The organism is Lactococcus cremoris subsp. cremoris KW2 (assembly GCF_000468955.1).
In the GTDB taxonomy this organism is placed as follows: domain Bacteria; phylum Bacillota; class Bacilli; order Lactobacillales; family Streptococcaceae; genus Lactococcus; species Lactococcus cremoris.
The window spans coordinates 2220499-2239065 of the sequence record NC_022369.1 but is presented as its reverse complement, the minus strand read 5'-3'; the positions used below and the strand labels follow the sequence as shown (position 1 = coordinate 2239065).

General features: G+C 36.8%; 26 protein-coding genes. 24 read left to right on the top strand and 2 right to left on the bottom strand.

Annotated elements, in window-relative coordinates; genetic code table 11:
* Nucleotides 1-5: 5 nt before the first annotated feature.
* Nucleotides 6-878: an RluA family pseudouridine synthase gene (locus KW2_RS10800; RefSeq protein WP_021037946.1), complete on the bottom strand. Its 873-nt coding sequence runs from the start codon at nucleotides 876-878 to the stop codon at nucleotides 6-8.
* A 194-nt stretch (nucleotides 879-1072) separates the two neighbouring features.
* Between KW2_RS10800 and KW2_RS10795 the strand changes: the two genes are divergently transcribed.
* The 10 genes from KW2_RS10795 (at nucleotide 1073) to KW2_RS10750 (ending at nucleotide 11319) form a co-directional block, all read left to right on the top strand.
* Nucleotides 1073-1450 carry a pyridoxamine 5'-phosphate oxidase family protein gene (locus KW2_RS10795; protein ID WP_041168662.1) on the top strand — a complete coding sequence of 126 codons (378 nt, stop codon included), beginning with the start codon at nucleotides 1073-1075 and terminating at the stop codon, nucleotides 1448-1450.
* A gap of 113 nt (nucleotides 1451-1563) precedes the next feature.
* Nucleotides 1564-1995 (top strand): DUF3290 domain-containing protein, encoded by a 432-nt coding sequence (locus tag KW2_RS10790; RefSeq protein ID WP_011677172.1) that lies wholly within the window; start codon nucleotides 1564-1566, stop codon nucleotides 1993-1995.
* Nucleotides 1996-2012: 17 nt separating this feature from the next.
* Nucleotides 2013-2648, top strand: a complete 636-nt coding sequence (locus tag KW2_RS10785; protein ID WP_011677171.1) for a DUF421 domain-containing protein — start codon at nucleotides 2013-2015, stop codon at nucleotides 2646-2648.
* A gap of 386 nt (nucleotides 2649-3034) precedes the next feature.
* On the top strand, nucleotides 3035-5266 hold the full coding sequence (locus KW2_RS10780; RefSeq protein ID WP_011677170.1) for a PBP1A family penicillin-binding protein: 2232 nt from the start codon (nucleotides 3035-3037) through the stop codon (nucleotides 5264-5266).
* A gap of 101 nt (nucleotides 5267-5367) precedes the next feature.
* Nucleotides 5368-7185: an acyltransferase family protein gene (locus KW2_RS10775; protein ID WP_021037944.1), complete on the top strand. Its 1818-nt coding sequence runs from the start codon at nucleotides 5368-5370 to the stop codon at nucleotides 7183-7185.
* Nucleotides 7186-7225: 40 nt separating this feature from the next.
* Nucleotides 7226-7375, top strand: a complete 150-nt coding sequence (rpmG, locus tag KW2_RS10770; RefSeq protein ID WP_011677168.1) for a 50S ribosomal protein L33 — start codon at nucleotides 7226-7228, stop codon at nucleotides 7373-7375.
* A gap of 111 nt (nucleotides 7376-7486) precedes the next feature.
* The gene (secE, locus tag KW2_RS10765; RefSeq protein ID WP_021037943.1) at nucleotides 7487-7681 is read left to right on the top strand and encodes a preprotein translocase subunit SecE; all 195 of its coding nucleotides are present in this window, start codon (nucleotides 7487-7489) and stop codon (nucleotides 7679-7681) included.
* A 205-nt stretch (nucleotides 7682-7886) separates the two neighbouring features.
* Nucleotides 7887-8444, top strand: a complete 558-nt coding sequence (nusG, locus tag KW2_RS10760; protein WP_011677166.1) for a transcription termination/antitermination protein NusG — start codon at nucleotides 7887-7889, stop codon at nucleotides 8442-8444.
* A gap of 98 nt (nucleotides 8445-8542) precedes the next feature.
* Nucleotides 8543-10033, top strand: coding sequence for a threonine synthase (thrC, locus tag KW2_RS10755; protein ID WP_021037942.1), 1491 nt, complete (start codon nucleotides 8543-8545; stop codon nucleotides 10031-10033).
* The gene (locus KW2_RS10750) at nucleotides 10030-11319 is read left to right on the top strand and encodes an MATE family efflux transporter (protein WP_021037941.1); all 1290 of its coding nucleotides are present in this window, start codon (nucleotides 10030-10032) and stop codon (nucleotides 11317-11319) included. The genes thrC and KW2_RS10750 overlap by 4 nt, the downstream gene beginning before the upstream one ends.
* 38 nt (nucleotides 11320-11357) lie before the next feature.
* Here the strand turns inward: KW2_RS10750 and mscL are convergent, their stop codons facing one another.
* Nucleotides 11358-11723: a large-conductance mechanosensitive channel protein MscL gene (gene mscL / locus KW2_RS10745; RefSeq protein ID WP_021037940.1), complete on the bottom strand. Its 366-nt coding sequence runs from the start codon at nucleotides 11721-11723 to the stop codon at nucleotides 11358-11360.
* A 334-nt stretch (nucleotides 11724-12057) separates the two neighbouring features.
* On the opposite strand from mscL, the gene rpsJ reads away from it, so the two are divergent.
* The 14 genes from rpsJ to rplE all read left to right on the top strand — a co-directional run bounded on the left by rpsJ (nucleotide 12058) and on the right by rplE (nucleotide 18565).
* Nucleotides 12058-12366, top strand: coding sequence for a 30S ribosomal protein S10 (gene rpsJ, locus KW2_RS10740; protein WP_003129973.1), 309 nt, complete (start codon nucleotides 12058-12060; stop codon nucleotides 12364-12366).
* Between the two features lie 18 nt (nucleotides 12367-12384).
* The gene (rplC, locus tag KW2_RS10735) at nucleotides 12385-13008 is read left to right on the top strand and encodes a 50S ribosomal protein L3 (RefSeq protein WP_011836028.1); all 624 of its coding nucleotides are present in this window, start codon (nucleotides 12385-12387) and stop codon (nucleotides 13006-13008) included.
* A 25-nt stretch (nucleotides 13009-13033) separates the two neighbouring features.
* Nucleotides 13034-13660, top strand: coding sequence for a 50S ribosomal protein L4 (rplD, locus tag KW2_RS10730; protein WP_011677162.1), 627 nt, complete (start codon nucleotides 13034-13036; stop codon nucleotides 13658-13660).
* Nucleotides 13660-13953, top strand: coding sequence for a 50S ribosomal protein L23 (locus KW2_RS10725; RefSeq protein ID WP_011836026.1), 294 nt, complete (start codon nucleotides 13660-13662; stop codon nucleotides 13951-13953). The genes rplD and KW2_RS10725 overlap by 1 nt, the downstream gene beginning before the upstream one ends.
* 15 nt (nucleotides 13954-13968) lie before the next feature.
* Nucleotides 13969-14799 carry a 50S ribosomal protein L2 gene (rplB, locus tag KW2_RS10720; RefSeq protein ID WP_011677160.1) on the top strand — a complete coding sequence of 277 codons (831 nt, stop codon included), beginning with the start codon at nucleotides 13969-13971 and terminating at the stop codon, nucleotides 14797-14799.
* Nucleotides 14800-14958: 159 nt separating this feature from the next.
* Nucleotides 14959-15237: a 30S ribosomal protein S19 gene (gene rpsS, locus KW2_RS10715; RefSeq protein ID WP_011677159.1), complete on the top strand. Its 279-nt coding sequence runs from the start codon at nucleotides 14959-14961 to the stop codon at nucleotides 15235-15237.
* 15 nt (nucleotides 15238-15252) lie between these two features.
* Nucleotides 15253-15600 carry a 50S ribosomal protein L22 gene (gene rplV / locus KW2_RS10710; RefSeq protein ID WP_010906302.1) on the top strand — a complete coding sequence of 116 codons (348 nt, stop codon included), beginning with the start codon at nucleotides 15253-15255 and terminating at the stop codon, nucleotides 15598-15600.
* Nucleotides 15601-15612: 12 nt separating this feature from the next.
* Nucleotides 15613-16266 carry a 30S ribosomal protein S3 gene (rpsC, locus tag KW2_RS10705; RefSeq protein ID WP_003129960.1) on the top strand — a complete coding sequence of 218 codons (654 nt, stop codon included), beginning with the start codon at nucleotides 15613-15615 and terminating at the stop codon, nucleotides 16264-16266.
* Between the two features lie 3 nt (nucleotides 16267-16269).
* Complete coding sequence (gene rplP / locus KW2_RS10700) at nucleotides 16270-16683, top strand: 50S ribosomal protein L16 (RefSeq protein WP_011677158.1); 414 nt, start codon at nucleotides 16270-16272, stop codon at nucleotides 16681-16683.
* Nucleotides 16683-16892 carry a 50S ribosomal protein L29 gene (rpmC, locus tag KW2_RS10695; RefSeq protein ID WP_003129957.1) on the top strand — a complete coding sequence of 70 codons (210 nt, stop codon included), beginning with the start codon at nucleotides 16683-16685 and terminating at the stop codon, nucleotides 16890-16892. The genes rplP and rpmC overlap by 1 nt, the downstream gene beginning before the upstream one ends.
* A gap of 20 nt (nucleotides 16893-16912) precedes the next feature.
* Nucleotides 16913-17173: a 30S ribosomal protein S17 gene (gene rpsQ, locus KW2_RS10690; RefSeq protein WP_003129955.1), complete on the top strand. Its 261-nt coding sequence runs from the start codon at nucleotides 16913-16915 to the stop codon at nucleotides 17171-17173.
* 22 nt (nucleotides 17174-17195) lie between these two features.
* Nucleotides 17196-17564: a 50S ribosomal protein L14 gene (gene rplN / locus KW2_RS10685; protein ID WP_003129953.1), complete on the top strand. Its 369-nt coding sequence runs from the start codon at nucleotides 17196-17198 to the stop codon at nucleotides 17562-17564.
* A 133-nt stretch (nucleotides 17565-17697) separates the two neighbouring features.
* Nucleotides 17698-18003 carry a 50S ribosomal protein L24 gene (gene rplX, locus KW2_RS10680; RefSeq protein WP_003129951.1) on the top strand — a complete coding sequence of 102 codons (306 nt, stop codon included), beginning with the start codon at nucleotides 17698-17700 and terminating at the stop codon, nucleotides 18001-18003.
* A 19-nt stretch (nucleotides 18004-18022) separates the two neighbouring features.
* Nucleotides 18023-18565, top strand: coding sequence for a 50S ribosomal protein L5 (rplE, locus tag KW2_RS10675; protein ID WP_003129948.1), 543 nt, complete (start codon nucleotides 18023-18025; stop codon nucleotides 18563-18565).
* Nucleotides 18566-18567 lie beyond the last annotated feature (2 nt).

Genomic DNA, 18567 nt, shown 5'->3' with positions numbered 1-18567 from the left:
TGAAATTACTTCTTTTTTATTTTATTTAGAATGTTTGAAAAGCTAGGGCTCGGTGCAGAAATGTTTAAAAGTTGATTAGTGAAGGGATGGGGGATAATGATGCTTTCAGCATGTAGCATCAAGCGTGAGGTGCTTTTTGGCCCATATAATGCATCTCCAATGATAGGGTGACCTAAAGAGGATAAATGAACACGAATTTGATGTGTTCGTCCTGTATCCAAAATACATTTAACTAAACTTTTGTCAGTAAAATTTTGTATAAGTTGAACATGTGTGATTGCTTTTTGCCCATGTTTAGAAATGATTCGTTTATTCTTTTCATGACGATTTTGTCCAATGGCTTGGTTGATGGTAAAGGTTTCTTCTAAGAAATGGCCAGCAACAAGAGCTAAATATTCACGATGAATTTTATTTTCTTCAAACATTTTTCCAAGAATTGGCAGTACGAATTGATTTTTGGCAAATAAAACAGCTCCAGAAGTTGCCTGGTCAAGTCGATGAACCACAAAAACATTTTGATTAATTGCTGCTGCAACATGATTTTGTAAAGCAATTTCATCAGCTGTATTGCCGTGAGTTTTCATTCCTTCAGGTTTATTGACTACAATCAAATGTTCATCCTCATAGAGAATATCTGCTAAGGAGGCTGAGCCAAATTTTAATGACAAATTTGAAAAATCTTCTTTATCAAAAATAAGAGTCACCTTATCTCCAGCATGAAGGAGTTGATTCTCATCGATTATTTGATCATTGACTAAAGCATGTTTTTTCATTCGTAAAAAATGTCTTTGTTTACGCGGGACGAGCCAAGTTTTTTCAAGTAAATCTGAAAGAACTTGTGGGATAAAATTTTCGGGTAAAATGAAGTTAAATTCCATAATCACATTATACTATAAGTTTTTAGTTGCCCCCAAAATATAAAGAGTTCAAATTGTGAATATCGAAAGAATTACTTTTCAATTAACTCTAGGTTTGTTATAATCAAAGTATCTTCTTAAAAATACGTAATAAAAATAACTCAAAGTGTAAAAAAATGATAAATATTATGAGTGGAATTATAGAAAGAGAAAAAATGCTAACAAAAAAATTTAAAGAGACATTAGAATATGAAGGGTCAGTTTCCTTAACTTCATGGGGGGCTGACAATCATCCACATGTTACGGGAACATGGATTTCTTATTTACATCTTACCAATGATGAACGGATATTGGCACCAGCGGCAGGGATGCATTATTTAGAAGAAGACATTAAAGTAAATGATACAATTTATCTTATGCTTGGGGTTAGAGAAGTCGAAGGTAAAAATGGCTATCAAGGGATTGGCTTTAGGGTGAGTGCTAAAGCAAAACTTATTTCAAGTGGTCCAGACTATGCGATGATGAAAGAGAAATATCCATTTTTAAGAGCAGTTCTTGAACTTACTCCGTTGGAAGTAGAGCAACTATTATAAAGATAATTTTTCATCTTATGAAAGATTATCTATAAAATTAAATGAGTTTTTTAATAATTATATAATGATTTATTAATTATTTTTTAATATAATAGTTATTAAGGGGGGAGAACATGAAGTTTTATGATATTGAATTTTTAAAATCTCAAGCTGGACTTAGCGATTATCTTCGGTATATCTTTATTTTTGGGAGTCTTGTAGTTCTTGTTATTGTATTTGCTATATATATTAAGCATAGAATTAAAACGAAATATAGAGATCTTAGTATTATTTTATTATTATTTATTATTTTAGAAATCGGTATACAATATTCCAATTATCAAATTAACCAGTCTAAGCATACTCAATCTTCACAGATGGTTGGATTCATTGAAAGAGTCGCCAAAAATGAAAGAACGGATAAAAATAATATTTTTGTTAATTCCACACAATTAGCTGATGGCGTGATTGTCAAAATAAAAGGTGATTATTATAAAGTTAATCTTAGTACTGATCAGCAATCATATACCCTTACCAAAAGTTACTTGATTAATCCAGAAAAATAAAAAATTTAGGAGTTATAATGCAATTATACAGTCCAATAATATTAAAATTTGCTTTAGGGATTATTTGTTTAATTATTCAAATAAATTTAATGGGCAAAGGTAATCTTGCTCCCTCATCAGCAATGGACCAAGTTCAAAATTATGTTTTAGGTGGAATTATTGGTGGAGTCATTTATAATGATTCTATTACGGTCTTACAATTTGTCTTGGTTCTAATCATATGGACGCTGTTAGTATTAATTTTGAAATTTGCAAAGGAGCACAATCGCTATGTAAAATTAATCATTGATGGTAAACCCTTGACTCTAATTCAAGATGGGAAAGTTAGAGTAAATGAATGCCTCAGAAATGGAATCTCTGCTAATGAATTAATGTTTAAATTACGTTCCAATGGTATCTATGAGATACATAATGTTAAAAGAGCTATTTTAGAGCAAAATGGTCAATTGACATTGATTGAATTTGGCGGTGAAAATATTAAATATCCAATTATTGTTGATGGACAAGCAAATTTTGACGTTCTCGAATTAATTGATAAAGATGAAGTTTGGCTTGAACAGCAAATTAATCTGCAAGGGTACAACCAAATCAAGGAAATTTATTTAGGTGAATACTTATCAGGTGAACTTAAACTTTACGGATATACAAAGTAAATATTAGCAGGTGAATACTGTTCTTTTAATTTAAATTTAGCTAAATTATAGATGGATTTACAAATGATAAAAGTCTCAAAAGATGATTATTTATTGTCGCTATATTGATAATAAAGATATAAATTTTATAAATAGAATTTTGATACTGGAAGTAAAACAATTGAAAAATCCTTAGAAATCTTTATAATAAAACATAAATCCCTTTCGTTTTACAAATTTATATTGTAGTGCAAAGGGATTTTTGATAAAATAAGCAAAACTGAAAAGATGAAAACTAGAGGTCTTACAAATATGTAAGGAAAAAAAATCGGAAAAGTATTAAAATAAGATATTGATGTATTCATTTGAGTAAGTATAGAAATAAAAAATATCTGAGGGAAGTATAGATGCCTGAAAATAAGAATTTCAGTCGGCGTAGTAAAAAAGAAACAGGAAAGAAAAGTTTAAAAATTCCTAAAATACGCCCTAAAAAACAAAAAAAACTTGAAGAAGAAATAGAAAAACCAGCTAAAACTAAATTTGGTAAATTTATGAGACCGATAAAACGTTTCTGGAAACGTTATAACTTAACAAAAATTACGATTATTTTTGTTTTGGTAGCGATCGTTGCGACAGGCTCATATCTTTTTTACTTGGCTAAAACAGCAAATGTGAAGGTTCTACAAAGTTCTATTTCTGCTCAGACAGTTATTTATGATAAAGATAATAATGAAGCTGGAAATCTTTATGGCCAAAAGGGAACTCCTGTTAAGATTGACCAAATTTCTAAAAATATTACGAATGCTGTAGTGGCAACAGAAGATAGAACCTTTTATGAAAACCACGGGGTTAATTTGAAACGTTTTGCTCTGGCGGCAGTAACACTTGGTCGTTTTGGGGGTGGTTCAACAATTACTCAACAGTTGGCCAAAAATGCTTACTTGACTCAAGAACAAACCATTGACCGTAAGGCGCGTGAATTTTTCTTGGCTCTTGAAATTAACAAACACTATAGCAAAGATGAGATTTTAGATATGTATTTGAATAACTCTTACTTTGGTAATGGGGTTTGGGGAATTCAAGATGCAGCCTTGAAATATTTTGGTGTTCCAGCCAGTGAAGTAACTGTTGATGAAGCAGCCAGTCTTGCCGGAATGCTAAAAGGTCCTGAAATTTATAATCCTTTATATGAAAAGGGAAAATATGCCACTGACCGTCGCAATACCGTTTTACAAAATATGGTTAATGCTGGCTATCTTGAGCAATCACAAGCAGACAGCTTTATGAAGGTTGATTTACAAGCTCAATTGCAAGATAATTATCAATCTAAAAGTAGTCAATACAAATATCCAAGCTATTATAATGCGGTAATTTCTGAGGCTGAACGTAAGTATGGTTTAACCTTACAAGAAATTATGAATAATGGCTATAAAATTTATACGGGAATGGATCAAAATATGCAGTCAGGTTTACAAAAAACCTATGCGGATCCAAGCTTCTTCCCACAAGCAGCAGATGGAACCTATGCCCAGTCAGCATCGGTGGCAATTGATCCAAAAACAGGAGCTGTTAATGCTCTCGTGGGTAATGTTAATACAGAAGGTTCTAATAGTTTTACTGATTATAACTATGCGACAATGTCTAAACGTTCTCCCGGTTCGGTCATCAAACCATTGATTGTCTATGCTCCTGCAATTGAAGCGGGTTGGTCAATTGACAAAACAGTTGATGACTCTCCGGCTGATTATAATGGTTGGAAACCAACGGACTTTGATAATCAATGGCGAGGACAAATTCCGATGTATACGGCTTTAGCCAATTCATATAATATTCCAGCCATAAATACCTATCAAGCCATTGGTCCAAAAGTTGGAAATGCTTTGGGACGTGAATTTGGTTTGGATTTAAATAGTAAAAATGATGTTTTACCAACGGCTCTTGGCGCAGGAGTTGAAACAAATCCATGGCAAATTGCTCAGGCTTATCAAGCTTTTGCCAATGGTGGAGTAATGAATGATGCGCATCTCATTACTAAAATTGAAAATGCGGCTGGTCAAGTCGTTAAAACGGCAAAAGTAAACAAAAAACGTGTCGTTAGTAAAGATACTGCCGATAAAATGACTCAAATGATGTTAGGGACTTACACTAATGGTTCTGCTTGGAAAGCTTCACCTAAATCTTATACTTTGGCAGGTAAGACAGGGACTAACGAAGACCAAGACCAGTGGGTAGTCGGTTATACTCCAGATGTTGTGATGGCGCTTTGGGTTGGTTATTCTGATGGTAAATATAAATTGACAGGTTCATCAGAAGGACAAACGTCAGTAATTTTCCGTCAGGAAGCAAGTTATATGTTGCCTTACACCAAAGGAACACCTTTCACAGTTGAAAACCCTTATGCTCAGGCAGGCGTTGCGGCTCAACAACCTTATTGGACTCAACAAAGACAATATCAAGATGATATTGTAGACCAAGAACAGGCAGAAGCGAATACGACTGGAAATACTCCAGAAAGCTCTAGTTCTAGCACTTCATCATCTTCTGATTCCAATGGTTTGGACCTAGGTAAAATTGGTAAAAATATTGGTGATGCAGCTAAAAATGCTTGGGATAAAGTTAAAGGGGTTTTTGGCAACTAAAAGTAAAAAAAACACTGAAAATATGATAAAATTAAGAAGAAAGCGTAGTAGTTTTAAGACAAAAAGAACTTAAAGAATAAAGATAGAAATCGAGAAGGAAAATGAAGCGTTACGTCACAGGTTTTAATGGATTACGGACTATTGGAGTTTTAACGGTTATTCTTTATCACCTCTGGCCAAATCATGTTCAGGGCGGTTTTCTTGGTGTCGTTTTATTCTTTGTCCTTTCTGGTTATTTGGTGACGGACTCTCTTTTAAGGGAGTACGAAAGAAGTAAAAAGATTAATATTTGGAAGTTTTGGGGTAGAAGAATTAAAAGACTCTATCCTTTATTAATCTCAATCTTTCTTCTTGTCACACCTTATATTATTATCTTCCAGCCTAATTTATGGGCTGGCTTACGTTCAAACTTTCTTTCGGCTGTTTTTTCAGTGCAGAACTGGTGGCAAATTTCGCAAGGAAGTTCTTACTTCGCTGATATTGCTGGGGCTTCGCCCTTTAAACATATTTATTACTTAGCAATTGAAGGACAATTTTTCATCATCTGGCCTTTGCTTTTAATTGTATTACTTAAATTTGTTAAAAAACGGGGTCGAATTTTTATCATTGCTAATGTTTTAGCTATTCTTTCAGCAATTTTGATGGCGGTACTTTTTGTTCCTGGGGCTGACCCAACACGGGTTTATTATGGAACAGATACGCGGTTCTTTAGCTTAATGATGGGGGCAAGTTTAGCTTTCATCTGGCCTTTAAATAAACTTTCGCATAAGGTTAATAAAAGGGCAACTAAGATTGCTTGGCAGCTAACCATTGGCTTATCTCTAGTTCTATTGGTTGCTTATATCTTCATGCCGGCTCAAGGGACATTCACTTACTATGGCGGAATGTGGCTGGCCAGTCTATCAAGCGTTATATTAGTAGCACTAGTGGCACACCCAAGTCTACCAGCTAATAAGCTGTTTTCAAATCCTATCTTTGAATACATTGGTTCGCGTTCTTATGGAATTTATCTTTGGCAACTTCCTGTTTTTGCCTTTGCTGAGGCTAAAGTATTAGCACCAACTTCTTGGTACAATTTGATTTGGCAATTAGCGCTCATTCTTATCCTGACTGAACTGTCATATCGTTTGATTGAGTTGCCTACACAGCGTTTTGATTATAGTAATGTTTTGGAAATTGTTCAAAATTTCATCCGAGAAAAAGGCTGGAAGTTGAAAAAGAATATTGGACCAATGATTCTTTCTGGACTTGTTCTGATAAGTTTAGGTTTCATAATTTTTTCACCTCCTTCACCACATGACCAAAGACTTATTGAAGAAAAAATCATGGCCCAACAAGTTGCTTTGCAAAAGAAACAATTAGCCGAAGCGAATAACAAGGTTCCTCTGTCTTTGAAGACAGTTGCGGAAAAGTATGAAATTCAACCAGTTGTTGCTGAAAAAGCTTCACAAATGAATGTTCTAGCACTTGGAGATTCGGTCATGGTTGCCGCTTCAACAAATTTGCAAGAGGTCTTCCCACATATGTATATTGATGCAGCAGTTGGTCGTCAAGCCGAGTCGCTTGCAACAGATTTAACGAATGCTAAGGCTAAAATGCCTAATCCTGATGCTTATCTGATTGGTTTGGGAACAAATGGAACAATTAAAGAATCTGAAATTGAAGCCGCAATGAAGGTTGCAGGTAATAAACCAGTCTATTGGATGAACATTCATGCCGATCGAGTTTGGGCAAAACCTAATAATAATTTACTGACCAAAACGGCTAAGAAATATAAAAACTTAAAAATTATTGATTGGAATAAAAAAGCATCGGGTCATAACGCATGGTTTTACAGTGACAATATCCATCCAAAAGGAACAGGTGCAGAAGAATACGCGACTTTGGTGGCAAACAGTCTGATTAAGGTAGCAAAATAGTTTGCGCTTGTAAATAATTTTTGATAGAATAAGAGATAATATGTTAAGAAAAGCTGGATTAGCGTGTACCGTTTGTGGTTCACGAAATTATACACTCAATCTTTCATCAGTAGCGAAAGAAAAACGAGTTGAAGTTAAAAAGTTTTGCCGTACTTGTGGCAAACACACATTGCACAAAGAAACGCGTTAAATCGTATTACTTTAATAGGATTTGAACACGTCGAACTGACGGACTTGTCAGTAAACTTTTAATAAGAAATGGACCTTGTCAGTAATAATGGGGCAGGGATAGGAAAAGGTTATGTTTAAATTTATTGGTAGCATTGTTGAAGAAATGAAATTGACAACTTGGCCAAGCAGAAAACAATCTGTTCGTGATTTTTTTATGGTCATTGAATATACAGCTTTCTTCTTGGTGTTTATCATAATTTTCGATTGGGTAACTCAAAATGGAATTACATTTAGTGTTAGCCACTTGGTACCATTTTTCAAATAAGCGAGTAATCTGTCATTTTTGACAGATTTTTCTTTTCTTAACTGACAAAAGTCCTTTTAATTCAAGATAAATATGATATAATAATATTATCTGATAAGGGCTTGGCCCTTTTTCTTGTACCCAAATTACTGACAGCATTGCTATAGAGGTTCTGTCAGCTGGGATTTCACTAATTAAGTAAAAAATAAATACAGAGGTATTTCAAATGGAAGATAATAATTTAGTAAGTTTTGACCAAGGTTGGTTTGTTATTCAAACTTATGCAGGTTATGAGCGTAAAGTCAAAGAAGATTTGCTTGAACGTGCTGAACTTTATAATATGGCAGACAAAATCTTGCGCGTCGAAATTCCAACGGAAACAATTCGTACCGAAGTGAACGGTAAAATGAAAGACGTTGAAGAAAACTTGTTCCCTGGGTATGTTTTGGTCGAAATGAACATGACTGATGAAGCATGGTTTATCGTGCGTAATACACCAAACGTTACTGGATTCGTTGGTTCACACGGGAACCGTTCAAAACCTACACCACTTTTTGAACAAGAAATCCAAGATATCTTGGTTGGCATGGGCAAAGTTGTTCGTGAAATTGACTTTGACGTTTTTGTTGGAAAACGTGTGCGTATTGTTGATGGAGCCTTTTCAGGATTTGAAGCGCCAATTACTGAAATCAATGGCGATAAATTGACTTTGACTGTTGATATGTTTGGTCGTGCAACTCCAGTTGAATTGGACATGCACCAAATCGAAGATATTCAAGCCTAATTAATTATTATAAAAAAAGCCACGATGATTCGTGGCTTTTTGCGAGTTTACAGAATATTTGTTATAATTATAAAAAATGTGATTGGGGAATAAATATCATGGTAACTTTTTATCAATCAACACGGGATAAATCAAATAAAAAAACAGCCTCACAAGCTATCTTGCAAGGTTTGGCAGAAGACGGTGGACTTTTTGTTCCTGTTGAATTTCCAAAAGTGGACTTAGATTTTGAAAAATTAAAAAATGCTTCTTATCAGGAAGTTGCTGAACTTGTATTAAAAGCATTTTTTGATGATTTTTCTGCTGACGAAATAAAATTAATGGTGACAAAAGCCTACGGAGAAAAATTTGATAGTCCTGAAATTGCACCGCTCAAAAATCTCGGGAATCACTATATTCTTGAACTCTTTCATGGTGAAACTATCGCTTTTAAAGACATGGCACTTTCTATCTTGCCTCATTTAATGACCCAAGCGGCTAAGAAAAATGGTGTGACCAATGAAATTATTATTCTGACGGCGACTTCTGGGGATACAGGAAAAGCAGCTATGGCAGGTTTTGCTGATGTGCCACAGACAAAAATTATTGTTTTTTATCCTAAAGGTGGAGTCAGCCACATTCAAGAGCAACAAATGCTGACCCAAAAAGGAGCTAATGTTCACGTTGTTGGAATTGATGGAAATTTTGACCAAGCTCAGACAGCAGTAAAAGAAATGTTTAATAATAAAAGCTTGCATGACCAACTTCTGAAGAATCATCAGCAATTTTCATCAGCAAATTCAATGAATATTGGACGTTTGATTCCGCAAGTCGCTTATTATATTTATGCTTACGCACAACTGGTCAAAACTGGTCAAATTACTGACGGAGAAAAAATCAATTTTTCAGTTCCGACAGGAAATTTTGGAAATATTTTAGCCGCTTATTATGCGAAAAAATTGGGCTTACCAGTTGGTCAGCTGATTTGTGCCTCAAATAAAAATAATGTTTTGACTGACTTTTTCAAAACAGGGCTTTATGATAAAAATCGAGAATTTTATGTGACAAGTTCACCGTCAATGGATATTTTGGTTTCTTCAAATCTTGAGCGTTTAATTTTTGAATTAACTGACGAGAGTGATGATGAGACTTTGACTTTACTGACAGCTTTGTCAGCAGAAGGTCATTATCAAATTTCTAAAAAAATGATGAGTAAGTTGCAAGATTTTATAGCTGACTGGGCATCAGAAGAAGAAATTTCCAAAGAAATTAATGAAACTTTTGAAAATGAAAACTATGTTCTTGACCCCCACACAGCGGTTGCAAACTATGTCTATCATCAAATTCAACCAAAAGAAAAAACAGTTGTTGTCAGCACTGCCAGCCCTTATAAGTTCCCTAAAGTTGTTTTAGAAGGACTTCAAAAGTCAGGAACGGACTTGCCAGAGAAGATAGATGATTTTGCTGCCGTTAAATCACTTGAAAAACTCAGTGGTATTCCATTACCCAAAGCTGTGTTAGGGCTTGAAAAAGCTGAAATTTTGCATCATACAGTAGTTCCAGTTCAGGAAATGCAAAAAGAAGTAGAGAAATACCTTGGTTTAAAATGAAAACAAATAAAGAAATATTAAAATTCGCCCTTCCTGCGATTATTGAAAATTTCTTGCAAATGTTAGTTGGTGTGAGTGATACAATGATTGTTGCTCACCTTAGTCTTTCTGCTGTAGCCGCAGTTTCTCTTGCGAATAATTTAATTACGGTATATCAGGCAATATTTATCGCCCTAGGAACAATTATTTCAAGTTTATTTGCCAAGGTACTTATTGAAAAAAAGGCAAAAGAAAAGCCAAAAGAATTAATTAATTCTGCAACTAAACTCACCGTTTTAATCGGTTTAGTTTTTGGTCTATTTTCCCTTTTTGCTGCTCAACCGCTTCTTTATTTGTTGGGGGCTCGTCAGCAAGTTTTAGAACTTTCAATCATTTATCTGAGTTTAGTGGGTGGTTTGATTGTTCTTTTAGCTTTAATGACAACTTTTGGAGCCTTTTTGCGGGCTGATGGAAACACAAAGACACCCATGTGGGCGTCTTTCTTTGCAAGTGTTCTAAATTTATTATTTTCAATTGTTTTTATCTTTGTTTTTCATTTAGGAGTCTTAGGTACGGCGCTTGGAGCAGTTCTTGCCAGAGTAATTGGGACAGCTTTCCTCTATTATAAATTAAAAGAAAAACGGCCCAGTCTTCAATTTTATAAAGTAAAACTCAATCGTCAGTTAATCAAGCTAAGTCTACCTGCGGCAGGAGAAAGATTATCCATGAGATTGGGTGATTTATTAATCATGATGATTATTGTCCGTTTAGGAGAACGTGTCTTTGCGGGAAATGCAATTGGCGAGAGCATTACACAATTTAATTATATGCCAGTCTTTGGAATGGCAACCGTGACAGTTATTTTAGTCGCACAGGCAACCGCTGAAAATAATATTGAAAATATTAAATCTTACATCAAAAAAACTTACTGGTTGGCAACAAGTATGATGTTTGTCATTGGATTAGTTCTTTTACTGACAGCCAATATGCTAAATCAGCTATTTACTACTGACAGAATTGCCATGGGCGCAAGTACGACAGTCATCTTATTTTCTTTTTTAGCGACTTTCTTCGTCACAGGAGCGACGACTTACACAGCGGCTTTTCAGGGAATTGGAAATACCAAACTTCCGTTTTATGCAACAACTTTAGGCATGTTTGGCATTCGGTTAATCTTAGGCGCATTTTTAGCTTTAGTATTGAAGCTAGGCTTAGAAGGTGTTTGGTTGGCGGTCTTGCTTGATAACTTTTTTAGATTCGTTTTTCTTAAGATAAAATTTAAGAAAACACTCACAACAGAAATTTAATCAATAAAAAAACTGACAAGATTTTGTCAGTTTTTTTATTATTTTTTCAACAAGTCGCGAATTTCTTGGAGAGTTTCCAATTCTTCGTTTTTTTGTTCTTCAACAGTTTCTTCTTTTTTAGGGAAAAGTTTGTTGATAAATTTGATAAGAACGAAAATAACAAAAGCTGTAATGACGAAATTGATAACATCGTTTAAGAAAGCTCCGTAAGTAAATTTAGTCTTACCAACAGTTACTGATAAGTGGGCAAGAGCGCTGCTTTGAACGAACATTCCAATCAAAGGGTTAATCAAATTATCAACCAAAGATTTAACTAAAGCAGTAAAAGCTGCCCCGATGATAACCCCAACGGCCAAGTCTAAGACATTGCCACGCAAAATAAAGTTTTTAAATTCCTTTAACATAAATCCTCCTATATAAATAGTTTATAAAACCTTTAATCAAATTATATCAAAAAGTTTAAAGATGACAAAGTGTGGGTTCTTGCCTTTTTCAGTAAATTCATTGATTTTATTTAAAATTTTAAAAGATATATAAAAAGAACAGGAAAGAATGGAAAAAAGTCTAAAAAGTCCTTGACAAGGCACATCTCCTTTGATAGAATAGACAAGTGCTGTTAAAAACAGTATGTAGCGACGAAACGAGAGGTTGCGACACACCCGAAGGTATTGCCATACCTAACGTGTCGGTTTTCCCGTGGAGCTAGCCTATTGAATACAATAGACGAGAGGAGAAAAAATGGCAACTAAAAAAATTCGCATTCGCTTGAAAGCATACGAACATCGTATCCTTGACGCAGCTGCAGAAAAAATCGTAGAAACTGCTAAACGTACAAACGCAGAAGTAAGTGGTCCAATTCCACTTCCAACTGACCGTAGCGTCTACACTGTTATCCGCGCGACTCACAAATATAAAGACTCACGCGAACAATTCGAAATGCGTACACACAAACGCTTGATCGACATCATCGAACCAACACAAAAAACTGTTGATTCACTTATGAAACTCGATTTGCCAAGTGGTGTAAACATCGAAATTAAACTCTAATTAAGAAAGGTAATTCTCATGTCAAAAGGAATCTTAGGGAAAAAAGTGGGAATGACTCAAATCTTCACAGACAACGGTGAATTAATTCCTGTTACTGTGATCGAAGCGACTCCAAACACAGTTCTTCAAGTTAAATCTGTCGAAACAGACGGTTACGAAGCAACTCAAGTTGGTTTCGATACACTTCGTGAAGTTTTGACCAACAAACCTGCCAAAGGTCATGCTGCTAAAGCTAATACGACTCCTAAGCGCTTCGTTCGTGAATTCAAAGGACTCGAAGGCGCTGAAGTAGGAGCAGAAATCACTGTTGATACATTTGCAGCCGGAGATGTTGTTGATGTTACCGGAACTTCTAAAGGTAAAGGTTTCCAAGGCCCAATCAAACGTCATGGTCAATCACGTGGTCCTATGGCCCACGGTTCACGTTACCACCGTCGTCCTGGTTCAATGGGTCCTGTTGCAGCTAACAAAGTTCCAAAAGGTAAAAAACTTGCTGGACGTATGGGTAACAAACGCGTTACTGTACAAAACCTTGTTATTGCACAAGTGCTTCCTGAAAAGAACGTTATCCTTGTAAAAGGTAATGTCCCAGGTGCTAAGAAATCATTGATTGTTGTTAAATCAGCAATCAAAGCTAAATAAGAAGGAAAGGAGATAGAAATCTATAATGGCAAAAGTATCATTATTTAAACAAGATGGTTCACAAGCTGGTGAAGTTACACTTAACGACTCAGTATTTGGTATCGAACCAAACGAATCTGTCGTATTCGACGTTGTAATCTCACAACGCGCTAGCCTTCGCCAAGGTACACATGCACACAAAAATCGTTCTGCTGTATCTGGTGGTGGTAAAAAACCATGGCGTCAAAAAGGTACAGGTCGTGCCCGTCAAGGTTCTACCCGCTCTCCACAATGGCGTGGTGGTGGTACTGTCTTCGGACCGAACCCACGTAGCTACGCTTACAAACTTCCACAAAAAGTTCGTCAATTGGCGCTTAAATCAGTTTACTCAACAAAAGTTGCTGATGGTAAATTAATCGCTGTTGATACACTTGACTTTGCAGCTCCAAAAACTGCTGAATTTGCAAAAGTAATTTCAGCACTTTCAATCGAACGTAAAGTACTTGTGGTTCTTCCAAACGAAGGTAACGAATTTGCAGAACTCTCTGCACGCAATCTTGAAAACGTGAAAGTTACAACTGCTAATTCAGCATCTGTACTTGACATCGTTTCTGCTGACAAACTCCTTGTGGTTCAATCAGCATTGACACAAATTGAGGAGGTTCTTGCATAATGTCACTTTATGATATCATCCGTAAACCTATCATTACTGAAGCTTCTATGGCTGCTATGGATCAAAAGAAATACACTTTTGAAGTTGATTCACGTGCGCATAAACTTCTCATCAAACAAGCTGTTGAAGCTGTCTTTGATGTAAAAGTTGCCTCAGTAAATACTATCAGCGTAAAACCAAAATCTAAACGAGTTGGTAAATACACTGGTACTAAATCAGGCTACAAAAAAGCTATCGTTACTTTGACTGAAGATTCTAAAACAATTGAAATCTTCGGCGAAGACGCAGAATAATAGAGGAGGAAAATCGTGGGAATTAAAGTTTACAAACCTACCACAAACGGTCGCCGTAACATGACTGGTAGCGACTTCGCTGAAATCACTACAAGTACTCCTGAAAAGAGCTTGCTTGTAAGCATGAGCAAAACAGCTGGTCGTAATAACACTGGTCGTATCACAGTTCGTCACCACGGTGGTGGTCACAAACGTAAATATCGTATGATCGACTTCAAACGTACAACTGACAACGTAGTTGCTAAAGTTGCTACAATTGAATACGATCCAAACCGTACAGCAAACATCGCATTGATTGTTTACGCTAACGGGGTTAAATCATACATCTTGGCTGCTAAAGGCCTTGAAGTTGGAATGACAGTTGTATCTGGCCCTGATGCCGATATTAAAGTTGGTAACGCGTTGCCACTTGCTAACATTCCAGTTGGTACATTGATTCACAACATTGAATTGAAACCTGGTAAAGGCGGACAATTGGTTCGTTCAGCTGGTGCTTCAGCTCAAGTACTCGGTTCAGAAGGTAAATATACACTCGTTCGTCTTCAATCAGGCGAAGTTCGTATGATTCTTTCAACTTGCCGTGCTACAATCGGTGTTGTTGGTAATGAACAACAAAGCTTAATCAACCTTGGTAAAGCAGGACGTACACGTCACATGGGTATCCGCCCAACAGTACGTGGTTCTGTAATGAACCCTAACGATCACCCACACGGTGGTGGTGAAGGTCGTCAACCAGTTGGTCGCAAGTCTCCAATGACTCCATGGGGTAAACCAGCCCTTGGTCTCAAGACTCGCAACAAGAAAGCAAAATCAAGCAAACTTATCGTTCGTCGTATCAACGACTAATAAGTCGCTTTATTTTCACAAGAGCCTTCTCGGCGTCTTGTTAAATTTGATAAAACTTATTATCAAATTTAATGAGATGTCGAAAGTGCATCTATAAATTCCGCCAACTCCGCCTTAGTAGCGGCAGTGGTACAAATATTTAAAGGAGAAACTCGCAAAATGGGTCGTAGTCTTAAAAAAGGACCTTTCGTCGATGAGCATTTGATGAAAAAAGTTGAAGCTCAAACCAACGCCGAAAGAAAATCTGTGATCAAAACTTGGTCACGCCGTTCTACAATCTTTCCAAACTTTGTAGGACTTACAATTGCTGTTTACGATGGTCGCAAACACGTACCAGTTTATGTTCAAGAAGATATGGTTGGACACAAACTTGGTGAATTCGCACCAACTCGTACTTACCGTGGTCACGCTGCTGACGACAAGAAAACACGTCGCTAATAGGAGGAGAAAAAAATGGCAGAAATTACTTCAGCTAAAGCAACTGCAAAAACAGTTCGCGTTTCACCTCGTAAGACTCGTCTTGTTATCGATCTTATCCGCGGGAAACGTGTTGCAGATGCAATTGCAATCTTGAAATTTACACCGACTAAAGCTGCTGTAGAAGTTGAAAATGTACTTAATAGTGCTATCGCTAATGCAGAAAATAACTTTGGTCTTGAAAAAGCTAACTTGGTAGTAAGCGAAACATTCATTAACGAAGGTCCAACAATGAAACGTTTCCGTCCACGTGCCAAAGGTTCAGCTTCACCAATTAACAAACGCACAGCTCACATTACTGTAGTTGTAGCTGAGAAAGAATAAGGAGGTAAAAACGTGGGTCAAAAAGTACATCCAATAGGAATGCGTGTTGGCGTTATTCGTGATTGGGATGCCAAATGGTATGCTGAAAAAGAATATGCGGATTACCTTCACGAAGACTTGGCAATTCGTCAACTTATCCAAACTAAACTTGCTGATGCATCAGTATCATTGATTGAAACTGAACGTGCAATTAACAAAGTTATTGTAACTTTGCACACTGCTAAACCAGGTATGGTTATTGGTAAATCAGGAGCTAACGTTGATGCACTCCGTGCAGAACTCAACAAACTTACTGGTAAACAAGTTCACATCAACATCGTTGAAATCAAAAAACCTGATTTGGACGCTCATCTTGTTGGTGAAGGAATTGCTAAACAACTTGAAGCACGTATCGCTTTCCGTCGTGCTCAAAAACAAGCCATCCAACGTGCTATGCGCGCTGGTGCAAAAGGGATCAAAACTCAAGTTTCTGGTCGTTTGAATGGTGCTGATATTGCCCGTGCTGAAGGATATTCAGAAGGTACAGTTCCACTCCACACACTCCGTGCGGACATTGACTACGCTTGGGAAGAAGCAGACACAACTTATGGTAAACTCGGCGTTAAAGTTTGGATCTACCGTGGTGAAGTTCTCCCTACTAAAAAATCTGTGAAAGGAGAAAAATAATCCATGTTAGTACCAAAACGTGTAAAACACCGTCGTGAATTCCGCGGTAAAATGCGTGGTTATGCTAAAGGTGGCGACACAGTATCATTCGGTGAATATGGTCTTCAAGCGACTACATCTCACTGGATTACTAACCGCCAAATTGAAGCAGCTCGTATTGCTATGACTCGTTACATGAAACGTAACGGTCAAGTTTGGATTAAAATTTTCCCTCACAAATCATACACTGCCAAAGCTATTGGTGTGCGTATGGGTTCAGGGAAAGGTGCTCCTGAAGGATGGGTTGCTCCAGTTAAACGTGGCGTTGTCATGTTTGAATTGGGCGGCGTTGATGAAGCAACTGCACGCGAAGCGTTGCGTCTTGCATCACACAAACTTCCTGTTAAAACTAAATTTGTGAAACGAGGTGAAGCGTAATGAAATTGAGCGAAACTAAATCACTTCTTAAAGATTTGCGCGCTTTGTCAGTTGAAGAATTGACAACTCGTGAAGCTGAATTGAAAAAAGAATTGTTTGATCTTCGTTTCCAAGCTGCTGCTGGTCGTCTCGAAAACACAGCTAAGCTTGACGAAGTCAAGAAAACTATTGCACGTGTAAAAACTGTGCAAGCTGAATTGAACAAATAATAGGTCAGGAGAAACTATAAATGGAACGCAAACAACGTAAAGTTTATCAAGGCCGCGTGGTTTCAGACAAAATGGATAAAACTATCACAGTTGTCGTAGAAACTAAGCGTAACCACCCTGTCTATGGTAAACGTATCAACTATTCAAAAAAATATAAAGCTCACGACGAAAACAACTCTGCAAAAACTGGCGACATCGTTCGTATCATGGAAACTCGTCCTTTGTCTAAAGACAAACATTTCCGTCTTGTAGAAATCGTTGAAGAAGCAGTTATTATCTAAGCAAAACTAGGAGGAATATAGCATGATTCAAACAGAATCTCGTTTGAAAGTTGCAGATAACTCAGGTGCTAAAGAACTTTTGACTATCCGTGTCCTCGGTGGTTCATCACGTAAGTTCGCTGGTATCGGTGATATCGTTGTAGCTACAGTTAAATCAGCTGCCCCTGGTGGAGCAGTTAAAAAAGGTGAAGTTGTGAAAGCAGTCATCGTTCGTACTAAATCTGGTGCGAAACGTCCTGACGGTTCATACATCAAATTTGATGAAAATGCAGCAGTGCTCATCCGTGACGATAAAACTCCTCGCGGAACACGTATCTTTGGCCCAGTTGCCCGCGAACTCCGCGAAGGTGGCTACATGAAGATCGTTTCACTTGCTCCAGAAGTACTCTAATCAAGCATTATAGAGATATGGTTTTGTCGGAAAAATTTTTTGACAGAGTCATATTTTACTGTTATTATTAACAGAATAGTCCCCTGATAGTAAAATATGAGGGTGCCCATCGGGCGTAAGAAAGGAAATAAACATGTTTGTAAAAACTGGTGATACAGTTAAAGTTATCGCAGGTAAAGACCGCGGTACTACTGGTAAAGTAATCAAAGCTTTGCCAAAAGTAAATAAAGTTGTCGTTGAAGGTGTTGCTATCATGAAGAAACACCAAAAACCAAACTCAGAAAACCCAAGTGGTGCTATTCTTGAAATCGAAGCTCCTATCCACGTTTCTAACGTACAAGTGCTCGACAAAAATGGCGTTGCTGGTCGTGTAGGTTACAAAGTTGTTGACGATAAAAAAGTTCGTTTCAACAAAAAATCTGGCGAAATTTTAGACTAAGGCGGAAAGGAGAAATAATATGACTAATCGTTTGAAAGAAAAATATACTAACGAAGTAGTACCAGCGTTGACTGAACAATTCAACTACACTTCAATCATGGCTGTACCAAAAGTTGATAAAATCGTTATCAACATGGGTGTTGGAGATGCTGTAAACAACTCTAAAAACCTTGATAAAGCTGTTGCTGAATTGGCTTTGATCTCTGGTCAAAAACCATTGATTACTAAAGCTAAAAAATCAGTTGCTGCTTTCCGTCTTCGTGAAGGTATGCCAATCGGTGCGAAAGTAACTCTTCGTGGCGAACGTATGTTCGAATTCTTGGACAAATTGGTTACTGTTTCACTCCCACGTGTACGTGACTTCCACGGTGTTTCAAACAAAGCGTTTGATGGTCGCGGTAACTACACACTTGGTGTGAAGGAACAATTGATTTTCCCAGAAATCAACTATGATGATGTTGATAAAGTTCGTGGTATGGACATTGTTATCGTAACAACTGCTAACACTGACGAAGAATCACGTGAATTGCTTGCTAAACTCGGCATGCCGTTCGCTAAATAAGA